This is a genomic window from Clostridium sp. KNHs205 (assembly GCF_000702945.1).
GTDB lineage: Bacteria > Bacillota > Clostridia > Lachnospirales > Lachnospiraceae > Anaerocolumna.
Window position 1 is genome coordinate 440523 of sequence record NZ_JNLE01000003.1, and the last position, 13121, is coordinate 453643.

The following is a 13121-nucleotide window of genomic DNA, read 5'->3' on the forward strand; positions in this document are numbered from 1 at the left end:
CATCAAAGTTTTATTTATATAACATTTGGATATACGTTTAATAATATAAAAAATTTAACAGAAAACCCTCTTACTTTTCCTTGCTGAATATCAGGCTAAGTAAGGGGGTTTTTCGTTAAAAGTATTCTTATTGGTAATCTTTTATCTATTTCTGCTGGAAAGTTAATCTTTATTTCATTAATTTTTTCTTAACATCCCTTTAATGCTTGCTACAACCTGTGAAATAATCTATAATATATAAATATAATAAAAAATTTTATATAAATACATAATTTCGATACAATTCGATCTGAAAACATTTAACGAACATAATACGAAACATTTAGCGAACATAAAACGAAACATTTAACGAACATAAAACGAAATATTTAAGAAACATAAAACAAAATATTTAAGAAACATAAAACAAAATATTTAAGAAACATAAAACGAAATATTTAACGAAACATAAAATAAAATATTTAATGAAACATAAAACAAAATATTTAACGAAACATAAAACAATATATTTAACGAAACATAAAACAATATATTTAACAAAACATAAAACGAAATGTTTAACGAAACATAAAACAAAATATTTAACAAAACATAAACGAAATATTTAATGAAACATAAAACAAAATATATAACGAACGATAAAATAGATAAAAATCATATAATTAGTCTAAGCTATATAAAAGTATTATCACTTATTTTATAGCTTAATGAAGTAGTGCCTAAATAAATACTGAAAAAAATCCCATACTATAAATATTGCCCTATAAGGAGTTGTCATGAGAAAATCACTCTTTCTTATATGTGCTTTGTGCGCATTAATATTAAACACAACCGTTTACAATGTACATGCTCTGGCTGCATCCGATATAACCCCCAGTACAGCAGCAACTGATGAATCACTGGATAATAACAGCGAAAATAGTACTAATGATGATAAATCTGCCAATAATAAAAAAACAACTGAAAATGAAGCTTTAAACATAGGTGATATGCCAAATGTTGCTTCTGAAGCCGCAATTGTAATGGAAGCTTCCACCGGAACAATTCTATATGCCAAGAACATACATGAAAAACATTATCCTGCCAGTATTACCAAAGTCCTGACCACCTTAGTAGCTTTGGAAAACTCAACTCCCGGAGAAATTGTAACCTTTTCTAAGAATGCTATATACGATGTTGATCTGGACAGCAGCCGGATCGGTATCGATGTAGGTGAAAAACTAACCATGGAGCAGAGCCTCTATGCCGTGATGCTGGAATCAGCAAATGAAGTATCCTATGCTGTAGCGGAACATGTAGCCGGCAGTGTATCTGCTTTCTCAGAAATGATGAATAAAAAAGCTGCCAGTTTAGGCTGCGTTGATTCTAACTTTATCAACCCCCATGGGTTGCCCGATGAAAATCATTATACAAGTGCCTACGATATGGCTCTTATATCAAGAGCTGCCATTAATAATGAGGCTTTTCGTAAAATTACCGGTACAAAGACCTATACCATTCCACCAACTAATATTCAAAAGGAATCCAGGTATCTTGCCAACCATCACGGTATGATAAAAGGAAGCTATTCATTTGAAGGTACTCTCGGCGGTAAAACCGGTTATACCTCAAAGGCCAAATATACCCTTGTTACCTTTGCAGAACGTGACGGAATGACTTTAATCAGTGTTATTATGTATTGTGATTCCATTCCCAATGAATATGGTGATACGGAGGCATTGCTTAATTATGGTTTTGAGAATTATACAAAACACAATGTTGTAAACGAAGTGTCTTCTGATAAGACCGGCAATACAGAATTATTTACCCAATACGCACCCTTATTCAGCAGAACAACTTCTCCGTTAAAGTTAAGCAGTGCCGGCAGTGTTATTTTACCAAAGGGAGTTAAATTTGATGAAGCTGAAAGTACAATCTCATATTCACCCCTGGACAAACTTAGAGAAGGTGACAACAATATCGGGACAATGCGTTTTACTTATGATAATACTTATGTGGGGTCTGCAGATATCGTATATTCCACCACTTCTACCAATTATGTATTAAATAACAACTTCATTCCGGAAACTCCAAAAACAATAGTAACCAAAGGGGTCTCAATGCCCCAGGAGACTCAGGATGATAATGGAAGGCTTCGTATTATCATTATTGCTATAATAATTATTGTAATCCTTGTATCCGTAACCTTGTATCTTTTCTTTGTGGAATTACCTTATAGAAAGAGAAAGAATGCTTATAATGCAAAAAGAAAAAAGAGTAAACGTTATTACTCAAAAAATGATTATCTTGACCTTTAAGGATACCAAATAAAGGTATATGACAGGTTGTAATATGATTGATTAATCTAAAGAAGATTTAAATAATTTACTATTACCCAAGAATATCTTAGTAGTAGTATGTATTATTGATGAACAGACTAATAAATCATACAAGCTAAATTAATTAAAAAGCGCTTTCATAAATGTGAGAATCTATTTTTTATACAACTTAACTATATAACAAAGAAAAAAGGGCTGTTGTAGCAATCTACAACAACCCTTTTAAGCGTTCCCGACACGATTTGAACGTGCGACCTATCGCTTAGGAGGCGATCGCTCTATCCTGCTGAGCTACGAGAACGTGCTTTATTTAAAGCCCTGCTATCTTATGATAAAATAACAGCAAAAATATTCTACTATTTTAAGAACAAATAGTCAACCCCAAACGTCAATATTTTTGACTGGTATAACTATTGTTATACATTACTGCCCAGAAAGTCGACATATCCCTGAAGCCAGATATTTCCTTTAAATCTTCTGCCTACCAAAGGTTCTCCGTATAAATCACTTTTGTTTATAATTACCTGAAAGATAACATCGTTACAAGAGATACTCAGATTATACATCTCTTCCTCTGTAATTTCATTTTTAAGGACATCCAAATCAATTATAGTACCTAATATAGTATAATTGTCAGATTCAGAGCCATAAGGCGTAAAAGAGGTCTCAACGATTGTATAGATATCTTCAACCTTAGCACGTCTTGAAATCATGGCATACATATCGATATCATCAATAGTCAGACTATCAATAGCCTCCTGGTTGCCTTTCTTCGCTTCTGAAATCAACTGTCTTCTATATTGAACTTCTGCAGTATTGCTCTTTGCCAGCTTCTCATCTCTTTCTAAGGGGAGAAGAATCTTTCCTGATACAGATAATGCAGATAGATATATGGAAAAAGGCCTGTCAAACTGCTTCTTATCTTTGGACTCGTTCAGATAATCAACTACATTCTGCAAATAAAAGATCAGGGAGACACCTAACCTGACATCATCGCTCATACCTGTATAAGCATCAGTGTCTACTCTTTTTATAATAGATACATCTTCTTTGGTACTGATGTAGCTTCCTTTAATATAGGGAAAATAATGTTCCATGTAAAACTTACCCTGGCTGTCATACTCTCCTCTGACTGTAACGCCAATCTGCTTACTGAATAATTTCGTTATCTCCGCAAAAATCCTGCCATCCTGCTGAGTATATATTCTCTTATCCGTAGGCTGCTCTGTAATCAGATTTACCAGACGTTCCAGATCTAATCTATCTTTCATGTTTGTAAAACCGATTGCTCTTAAAAAACTATGCATAATAACCTCTTTCCTGCATATACTGGTTAGCTAATTGTATATCGCATAAATCAGAAGTTGAAAGCAATTTCAACCTAATCCCTATGCACATCGCAAGCAGCTTGCGATACTGCTGTATAATCAAACTCACCAATTATTTCCTTATTCTCAGCAGTTTAATGTCCTAACCGTGCTTACACAAGGATTTAGGTCAGCAGGTGAACATATAACCCTTCTTTCACACTAGCTACCATTGCATGCCTTATCTGCTTGCAGATATAGGCACTGCCACAAATCAGGGTATGAATTATGTCTTTCAATAATTCACACTATTAACATTCGCGCCTTGGCGCGCACCAATCAGAAGTGGAAATTATTTTTATGTTTCCACATAAACATACTCATACCTCAAGCCTCTTATAGTACTGCCAAAATAAGAAGTTTGAAATGTGTTTATTTCACACCAACTCCTGCTTAATACAATCATTGGATTATCTTATTATATGGAGGTTAGCTTAGTTAACATACCCATAAAAATGAAAATCAATGAATATCTATTACTTATATCATATTTTGAATCTGATGACAAGTTAAATTACTGTGTATTACTTATATTACTCTGCTTTACTTATATTACTGTGGATTACTTATAATACTCTGCTTTACGTACATTACCCTTGATTACGTACATTACTATGGATTACTTACATTACTATGCTTTACTTATATTACTTACATTATTTATTACTCTGTATTACTTATATTACTCTGCTTTACTTATATTACTTTGTATTACTTATATTACTTTGTATTATAAGCAGAACTTCTCTTTGCAGGAATCAGATTACAAGCTGATACCCTGTCAACCTATCAATCAATATAACAGAAACACCTTATCAAACCGTCACTAATGTATAATGACAAATTGTATTATAATAGTATTTTACCCTATATAGTCATCTGTATCCATAGTATCAACAATCATAGTTGACAAGTCTGTTTTAAGATCCTTCTCGATCCAATTAGCATAATTACGTCCATTGCTGTCCGTCAGCATACGCAATACCGGCCTTGTAGGGCATTTTGTGTTCTGTCTTAACACAATTCCAGTCTCTCCTTCATCCGTAACTACAACTGTGCCATTGGGATATGCAGCTATTAGCTCAATAAAACAATGTACAACTTCAAAATCAAACTTAATACCGGCCTGACTAACGATATAGTCCAAAGCATGGTGCACCTTCAGCTTTGGTATCAGAAAACCATATACAAGGCTGTCAAAAGCATCACATACAGCTACAATCTTACTTCCTATTTTAATCTTGTCTCCCTTTTTATGAAAAGGAAATCCTGAACCATCAATTCTCTCATGGTGGCATAATATAATATCTTTCGATGCCACTGGAAGCCAGTTTTCTTTAATAACGGAAGAATAACCATATACAACATGCTTCATTAATTCTTTTTGCTCTTCTTTACTGCTCTTTAAATAGTTGTAATTCTGATAATCAATCTTGACTAAATTATATCCCATATCGTGGAGCAGGCTGCCAAGAGCAATCTGTCGTACTTTATCTTTGCTTAGTTTCATTCGCAATGCAATCAAAACAGACATGGCACATACATTTAAAGAATGGGCATATGTACCTTCATTCTTTTTTCGTATACCTGATATACTGTATAAAACGTGGGGTGAGTTAACGATATCACAGATTATATTTTCTGCAACATTTTTAATTTCTTCTAATTCACCATATCCCTGGTAAGTATAACGTTCTATAACATCTCGCACTATGTCCTGGCATTCATATTTAATTTTTTCTTCAATATTCTCTTCTTCGTTAACGCCTTGGGATAACTCATCTTCTATACATATATAACTATATCCTAATTCTTTCAGTTTCTTGGCATATTCTATCTTAACAGGGGCTCCTGCTGACATAATCACAATACCGCTGTCTGTTATGATATCCCTGGCTAGCAATTCATGTCCCTTGATTGTATCAAGTAACACCTTTCTCATATAGATACCTCATGTATATACAAAGGGTAATAATCCTTATCATTTGTATACTATCAACGAAAATAATATTAGTTCCTACTTAATACAATATCGGATAAAAACGGCAATGTCAATATAGGTATAGAAAAATAGTTCCAAGGTATTGTTAATACCTTAACAATAATTTTATAAAATGACATTTTTTTTATACAATATGTTAAACTAGCAATTTCACATATTTTCCACTTGTGCATTATGTATGGTTTATGCACTTTTTGCACAAAATCTTAGGTGCTATTTTATGCACCATATACAAAATATTAGTTTGACAAATTAATAACAATTTGATATATTAAATGTGTAATAAGCAGCGCAGTTAATTGTTAAGAATTTAACATAAATAAGGAGGACTCCCATGAGTGAGAAAAAACAACCTACCCCCCAGGAACATGTAGACCAACTAGTTAAGAATGCACAGGTAGCTCTGAAAGAGTTTATGAATTATGATCAGGAGCAAATTGATACTATCGTTCATGAAATGGCACTGGCCGGACTTGCTAAACAGCAATATCTTGCTAAAATGGCAGTTGAAGAAACACAGCGCGGTATTTATGAAGATAAGATTACAAAGAATATCTTTGCTACAGAATACATCTGGCACTCCATTAAATATCAGAAAACAGTTGGTATTATAGAAGATAATGAAGAGGAAGATTACATGACCGTTGCTGAACCAATTGGTATTGTAGCTGGTGTAACACCTGTAACTAATCCTACTTCAACTACAATGTTCAAGATAATTTCTTGTATTAAGACAAGAAATCCTATAATTTTCGGTTTCCACCCAAGTGCACAACAGTGCTCCAAAGCTGCAGCACAAACCTTATATGATGCAGCAATTAATGCCGGTGCACCTAAAGATTGTATCCAATGGATTGAATATCCTTCCGTAGAGGCAACCTCAGTATTAATGAATCATCCCGGTGTAGCCTGCATCCTTGCAACAGGCGGTCCTGGAATGGTAAAAGCAGCATATTCCTCCGGAAAACCTGCCTTAGGTGTTGGTCCTGGTAACGTACCTTGCTTTATTGAGAAAACTGCTGTGTTAAAACGTGCAGTAAATGACCTTGTTCTTTCCAAATCATTTGATAATGGTATGATCTGTGCTTCCGAACAGGCTGCTATTATTGAAGCACCTGTATATAAAGAAGTAATCGAGCTTATGAAAAAAGCTGGCTGTTATTTCGCAACCAAAGAAGAAATCAAGAAATTAGAGCCTGTTGTAATAAATATTGAAAAATTATCAGTAAATCCTGCTATCGTTGGACAGTCACCTGCAGCAATCGCAGCTCTTGCTGGCTTTACAATTCCCAAAGAAACAAAGATCTTATGCACAGAGATCGACGGTGTTGGTAAGGAATATCCACTGTCTATAGAAAAATTATCCCCTGTTTTAGCAGTTGTAAAAGCAAAAGATGTGGAAGATGGTATGGGTCTTTGCGAGAAAATGTTAGCAAATGGCGGTATGGGTCATTCCTCCGTACTTCACTCAACTAATCAGACAGTTATCGAAGAGTTCTCAAATCGTATGAAAACCGGACGTATCATTGTTAACTCTCCTTCTACTCATGGTGCAATTGGTGATTTATACAATACAAATATGCCTTCCTTAACACTCGGCTGCGGATCTTACGGCGGAAACTCAACAACTCACAATGTTTCTGCAGTTGACCTGGTAAATATCAAACGTGTGGCTAAGAGGAGAAACAATATGCAATGGTTTAAGATTCCTAACAAGATTTACTTTGAATCAGGTTCAACAGCTTATCTTTCCAAAATGCCTGATATAACAAAAGCATTCATTGTTACTGACCCTGCTATGACACAGCTTGGATATGTAAACAAGGTTCTTTATCAGTTAAGAAAAAGAGAAGAATATGTTCACTGCGAAATCTTTGATCAGGTAGAGCCCGATCCTTCTCTTGAAACAATCATGAAGGGTGTAGACTCCATGAATAAATTCAGACCTGATGTCATTATCGCATTAGGTGGTGGATCTGCTATTGATGCTGCAAAAGGTATGTGGTTATTCTATGAGAATCCAGATGCAGATTTCAAGAACATGTCCCTTAAGTTCTTAGATATAAGAAAACGTACCTACAAATTCCCTCAGTTAGGAAAGAAAGCTAAATTAGTAGCTATTCCTACCACTTCCGGTACAGGATCAGAAGTTACCTCTTTTGCAGTAATCTCTGATAAAACTGAGAATAAGAAATATCCTCTTGCAGATTATGAATTAACTCCTGATGTTGCTATCATTGATCCTGATTTCGTTATGTCAGTACCTAAGAAATCTACAGCATGGACCGGTATGGATGTTTTAACACACGCAATTGAAGCATATATCTCCATTCTTGCTTCTGACTATACAGATGCGTTAGCAGTACACGCTATTGAGATGGTATTCACTTACCTGAAGAGATCCTTTGAATTTGGAGAGAAAGATCCAGTAGCTAGAGAAAAAATGCACAATGCATCAACTATTGCAGGTATGGCATTTACAAATGCATTCCTTGGTATCAACCACTCCTTAGCACATAAACTCGGTGGTGAATATCATGTACCTCACGGATGCGCAAATGCAATCTTACTCCCTCATGTAGTTCGTTACAATGGTACCTCCTGCCCTACCAAATTCACATCATGGCCTAAATATGAGAACTATATTGTAGGAGATAAGATTTTTAACTTAATGAAGAAATTAGGTTTCGCTCCTAAGAACAACGATGATGCTGTTGAAATACTTGCAACAGAAATTGAGAAGTTAAATGCTTTCCTTGAAATTCCTGCAACCTTAAAAGAGTATGGCCTTGATGAGAAAGATTTCTTAGCAAAAGTTAATCCTCTTGCAGACTTAGCATTCGGTGATCAGTGTACAACAGCTAATCCCAGACTTCCATTAGTATCTGAATTAGAAGATTTATATTTAACAGCTTATTATGGAAAAGGTAATGTACCTGCTAAGAAGTAATATTTATATGATATGAATCTACATTACAAAAACAACCTGCCTGAAAAGGCCGCCTGCGAAAAGCAGGCGGCCTTTTTGAATCTATTTATTCATTTATCTTAACTCACTTTTTTTACAATTACCTGATTTCTTATTACATATATCTTCTTATTACAGTTTTTTGGCTTATAGTTTTTGGCTTGTAGTTTTAGTTTTTTACATGCAGTTTCTATATGCAATTTTTTAATATGCAGGTTTTATATGTAGGTTTTTATATGCAGGTTTTAACATGCAAGGTTTTATATGCAAGGTTTTTATATACAGGTTTAACATGCAAGGTTTTATATGCAAGGTTTTACATGCAGGTTTTAACATGCAAGGTTTTATATGCAGGTTTTAACATGCAAGGTTTTATATGCAGGTTTTAACATGCAAGGTTTTATATGCAGGTTTTTATATGCAAGATTTTTATATGCAAGGTTTTACATGCAGGTTTTAACATGCAAGGTTTTATATGCAGGTTTTTATATGCAAGGTTTTTATATGCAAGGTTTTTATATGCAAGGTTTTTACATGTAAGTTTTTTTCATACAGTTTTTTATATGTAGTTTTTTTATTTGCAGGGTTTTACATATAGTTTTTTACATATAGATTTTACAAAAGTTTTTTATATATAGTTTAAACACATATGTTTATTCCATATAATTTCTAGTTTTTTTTGCTTCTTCTAATGCTAGTTTTTCTTCAGATGACAATACAACGAAGGATTCACCTTTTATTATTTCTTTTACGTAAGTATAGCAACCTTCTCTGGTAGAATGCATTGAATTAAGGACAAAGCCATCATTATCATCATTCAAGATAGCTAGTGTGAAACTTAACTTACCTCCCATCTCCTGAAATGCATCATACTTTACTATACCAATCTTTTGATAAGTTACTGCTAAATTTTCAAATATCTTTTTAATTTGTTCAGTATGAATATTACTTTGATCTTTTAATTCTTTCAACTGATTGAATTTATCTTCAAACTGAACTTCCAGGCTTTTACCATCTGTTCCATCCATAAATTTCTTATAACGTTTTTTTAACTTGCTGGATTTCACAAACAGTACTATTAGACAAACTAACATGATTAATAAAATTGCAGCAAACCCTATTACTATAAAATCGATATATTCACTTATGTAGTCACTTAACAACATGGGAAGGTCTCCTTTAGTTTATTGTTTCAAATAAATCCAAAATTCTTTCTAATTCCTCTACTGAATAATACTCTATTTCTATTTTTCCGTTATTATTGTTTTTCTTCTTGATAGATACTTTTGTACCCATAATTTTTTTAATTTTTTCTTCTATATCACGATAAAGAAAGCTATCTTCTTTTACAGGAGCAACTTCCTCTTTTACTTCATTTATTTGAGCAGTAATTTTTTTAACTAATTTTTCAGTATCTCGAACACTTAACTTATCATCAAAGACTTTCATTGCTGTCTGATATTGTATTTCTTCATCTTCTATTGCTAACAAAGCTCTAGCATGTCCACCTGAAATCATATCATCTATTAACATCTGCTGAACTTTTTCACTAAGTTTTAAAAGTCTCATAGTGTTAGTAACAGCAGTTCTACTTTTTGATACTCTTTCTGCTACTTCATCCTGTTTCAGATTAAACTCTTTTATAAGGTTTTGATATGCTATCGCCTCTTCTATAGGATTTAAATCTTCCCTTTGTATGTTCTCTATAATAGCAATTTCCATTACTTCTTGTGGCGTATAGTTTTTTATTATTACTGGTATTTCTTTTAAACCTGCTTGTTTAGCAGCTCTCCATCTTCTCTCACCTGCAATAATTTCATAGTATTTATCTTTTTTTTGTACTATCAAGGGTTGAATAACACCAAATTGTTTAATAGAATCGGATAACTCATGTAGTGAGTCTTCATCAAAATATTTTCTTGGTTGTTTTCTATTAGGTTCAACCTCATTTATTGATACTAATGTTTCACGTGAAACATCTATTTTTTCCTTAATTTCATTATCTGTATTCCTCTTTGTATCGCTTTTATTCGGAATCATAGAGTCAAGGCCTTTACCTAAACCCTTCTTTGAAACAGCCATATTAATCTCCTTTTCTTTTATATTACCTACTCTTACTTATTACTTTTTTTCAATTACTTCATCTGCTAAATCTCTATATCCTTCAGCACCAGCAGACTTGGGATCATATATATTAATTGGTAATCCATGACTTGGTGCCTCTGCCAAACGTACATTTCTTGGTATGATAGTTTTATATATTTTTTGCTCAAGATTTTGCTTAACATTTTCAACTACTTGCAAAGATAAGTTTGTTCTTGCATCGTACATGGTAAATACTACACCTTCTATTTCTAATAAAGGATTTAATCTTTGCCTTACTAAATTAATTGTATGTATTAACTGTGACAATCCTTCCAGTGCATAGTACTCACATTGTATAGGAACCAGAACTGTATCTGCTGTTGTCATAGCATTTACTGTAAGCGTATTTAATGAGGGTGGACAATCAATAATGATAAAATCATATTGATTTCTTACTTTCTCTATTTCCTTTTTTAATATAAACTCTCGTTCTTCTACTCCAATTAATTCAATTTCTGCACCTGCTAGATTAACATTAGAAGGAAGTAATGATAAATTTTCATATACATTCTTAACTAAACATTCTTCAATACTACAATTACCTATAATCAAGTCATAGACAGTAAAACTCAACTCATTTTTCTTTACACCGAGTCCGCTTGATGTATTTCCCTGAGGATCTATATCAATGGTAAGAACATTTTTTCCTTTCTCAGCAAGGCAAGCAGAGAGGTTTATGGTGGTAGTAGTTTTTCCTACTCCTCCTTTTTGATTAGCAACTGCTATTATTCGTCCCATCTTTTCCTCCTTCATTCATGTAATTTGCTATAAATTACATGTCCTTATGTACATATCCCTATATCGATAATGAATATTATCAATAAGATTTTTCAAATAGAATAATTTTATGAAGCCATTTGGACTACCATTAATTATAACATTATTGTTTTTATTTATCTATATAAATTCGTTATTAATTTTGTTGTATTTTAAATTTATATCAGTAACTAATGAATGTTTCAAGTGAAACATTCATTAGTGTCAAGACTACTATAATTATAGTAATTAATATTTTAATTTCATTTGTATTTTAATTTCACTTGTATTTAAAATATAATGAAAAAGTGTAATAATTGGAAGCTAATGCATTTATAATATCTCAATCATAAACTTTAATAATCTTTTTATAATAATTAAGAGCATTTACATTTGTTAATTCATGGCACGAAAAGCTTATAGATATATGAATTTTATTTAAAATTAATTCTATACGTATATTTATAAATACAAACAAATTAATCCCTTAAGTACATTTATAAAAGTATTTTAATAAATAATGTTTCACGTGAAACATATATATGTCTTTTTCCTTTATGGTATATTATCACACTTAATAACACATTAATAATTCATTTCAAAAATCAAACAATAAATAAATTAAATAGTGTATTTTCACAGGTTAGTTATAGAAATATCGAAATTTTTCTCTATAAACATATCATACAAAATTTACATATTATACTCTCAGTAAAAATGTTGGATAATATTTATATATCGTCGAAGTAGTTATATAGTGGGTCAATAATTGGACAAATCTTTTTAGGGTTTGTATTGATTATATTAACCTAATAACTATAGATTATATACATATGACTAATAGCATTTCAGTAATCTTACCTTTTTTTAACCTAATTATAAATCTCTGATAATTTAGTATTATCAGGACAAAAAGAGATAATGTGATATTACAGAATTATATAACTTTTTATTATTTTTGCCTGATAAGTACATGACACTGAATTTTTAAATAAATATAATTCAAAAGATTAAATTTAAAGTAACACTAATCATGAAATGAGAAGCTTAGATAAGTTATTCTTAATCATATAAGACTTTCTTTTATTACATAGCCTCTTATTTCATCACTATGATTATTCGAGAATTATGGGTAATATAAAATGCTTACAACTTTTGTTTCACGTGAAACAATTTATTAATAAAATAAACCATATATTAGTTAAAATTAATATATATGGTTCATACTGTAGACAAATCCAATTATTAAAAGATTCATATAAATAATTATGTATAAATAATCGATACTATATTTTTACCCTTGCTTATTGTATTCTTTATTCTTAAATAAATCAGAATTTGTTGTTTTACTTAAGAAGGGGGAATAATGGTGAAGAGAAAGGTTGTCACATTATGTGGTTCGGTAAGATTCTGGAATAAAATACAGGAAATGTCTGTAAAGCTGGAATTAGAAAATGAATATGTAGTAATAGGAATTATACCTCATACTATAGAGATTTGACAGAATATAAAAAGATTTATTAGGTAAATTACATAGAATAAAAATCGATTTGTCAGATTCAATT

General features: G+C 32.0%; 8 protein-coding genes and 1 tRNA gene. 3 read left to right on the plus strand and 6 right to left on the minus strand.

What is annotated here, in order from left to right; genetic code table 11:
- Positions 1-776: 776 nt before the first annotated feature.
- Positions 777-2297: a D-alanyl-D-alanine carboxypeptidase family protein gene (locus BR73_RS0101930; RefSeq protein WP_051684904.1), complete on the plus strand. Its 1521-nt coding sequence runs from the start codon at positions 777-779 to the stop codon at positions 2295-2297.
- Positions 2298-2545: 248 nt separating this feature from the next.
- On the opposite strand, the gene BR73_RS0101935 is transcribed toward BR73_RS0101930, so the two are convergent.
- The 3 genes from BR73_RS0101935 to BR73_RS0101945 all read right to left on the minus strand — a co-directional run bounded on the left by BR73_RS0101935 (position 2546) and on the right by BR73_RS0101945 (position 5627).
- Positions 2546-2619: transfer RNA gene (locus BR73_RS0101935), tRNA-Arg, on the minus strand.
- Positions 2620-2734: 115 nt separating this feature from the next.
- Positions 2735-3625: a DUF3881 family protein gene (locus tag BR73_RS0101940; protein WP_033164184.1), complete on the minus strand. Its 891-nt coding sequence runs from the start codon at positions 3623-3625 to the stop codon at positions 2735-2737.
- Between the two features lie 922 nt (positions 3626-4547).
- Positions 4548-5627 (minus strand): HD domain-containing phosphohydrolase, encoded by a 1080-nt coding sequence (locus BR73_RS0101945; RefSeq protein WP_033164185.1) that lies wholly within the window; start codon positions 5625-5627, stop codon positions 4548-4550.
- 394 nt (positions 5628-6021) lie between these two features.
- Here BR73_RS0101945 and adhE point away from each other — a divergent pair, with 394 nt between their 5' ends.
- Positions 6022-8637: a bifunctional acetaldehyde-CoA/alcohol dehydrogenase gene (adhE, locus tag BR73_RS0101950; protein WP_033164186.1), complete on the plus strand. Its 2616-nt coding sequence runs from the start codon at positions 6022-6024 to the stop codon at positions 8635-8637.
- Between the two features lie 671 nt (positions 8638-9308).
- Here the strand turns inward: adhE and BR73_RS0101960 are convergent.
- From BR73_RS0101960 to BR73_RS0101970, 3 genes are read right to left on the minus strand one after another with little or no spacing between them, the layout of a single operon-like run.
- Positions 9309-9821: a DUF4446 family protein gene (locus tag BR73_RS0101960; protein ID WP_051684905.1), complete on the minus strand. Its 513-nt coding sequence runs from the start codon at positions 9819-9821 to the stop codon at positions 9309-9311.
- 13 nt (positions 9822-9834) lie between these two features.
- Complete coding sequence (locus BR73_RS0101965) at positions 9835-10737, minus strand: ParB/RepB/Spo0J family partition protein (protein WP_033164188.1); 903 nt, start codon at positions 10735-10737, stop codon at positions 9835-9837.
- Positions 10738-10776: 39 nt separating this feature from the next.
- Entirely contained in the window at positions 10777-11538 is a 762-nt protein-coding gene (locus BR73_RS0101970; protein ID WP_033164189.1) for an AAA family ATPase, read from the minus strand.
- A gap of 1384 nt (positions 11539-12922) precedes the next feature.
- On the opposite strand from BR73_RS0101970, the gene BR73_RS29575 reads away from it, so the two are divergent.
- Positions 12923-13057 (plus strand): hypothetical protein, encoded by a 135-nt coding sequence (locus tag BR73_RS29575; RefSeq protein WP_278248520.1) that lies wholly within the window; start codon positions 12923-12925, stop codon positions 13055-13057.
- Positions 13058-13121 lie beyond the last annotated feature (64 nt).

Excerpts from the sequence above, each read along its gene's own strand:
- BR73_RS0101970 (WP_033164189.1), bottom strand. The coding sequence starts at position 11,538 with ATGGGACGAATAATAGCAGTTGCTAATCAAAAAGGAGGAGTAGGAAAA.
- BR73_RS0101945 (WP_033164185.1), bottom strand. The coding sequence starts at position 5,627 with ATGAGAAAGGTGTTACTTGATACAATCAAGGGACATGAATTGCTAGCC.
- adhE (WP_033164186.1), top strand. The coding sequence starts at position 6,022 with ATGAGTGAGAAAAAACAACCTACCCCCCAGGAACATGTAGACCAACTA.
- BR73_RS0101940 (WP_033164184.1), bottom strand. The coding sequence starts at position 3,625 with ATGCATAGTTTTTTAAGAGCAATCGGTTTTACAAACATGAAAGATAGA.
- BR73_RS0101965 (WP_033164188.1), bottom strand. The coding sequence starts at position 10,737 with ATGGCTGTTTCAAAGAAGGGTTTAGGTAAAGGCCTTGACTCTATGATT.
- BR73_RS29575 (WP_278248520.1), top strand. The coding sequence starts at position 12,923 with ATGGTGAAGAGAAAGGTTGTCACATTATGTGGTTCGGTAAGATTCTGG.
- BR73_RS0101930 (WP_051684904.1), top strand. The coding sequence starts at position 777 with ATGAGAAAATCACTCTTTCTTATATGTGCTTTGTGCGCATTAATATTA.
- BR73_RS0101960 (WP_051684905.1), bottom strand. The coding sequence starts at position 9,821 with ATGTTGTTAAGTGACTACATAAGTGAATATATCGATTTTATAGTAATA.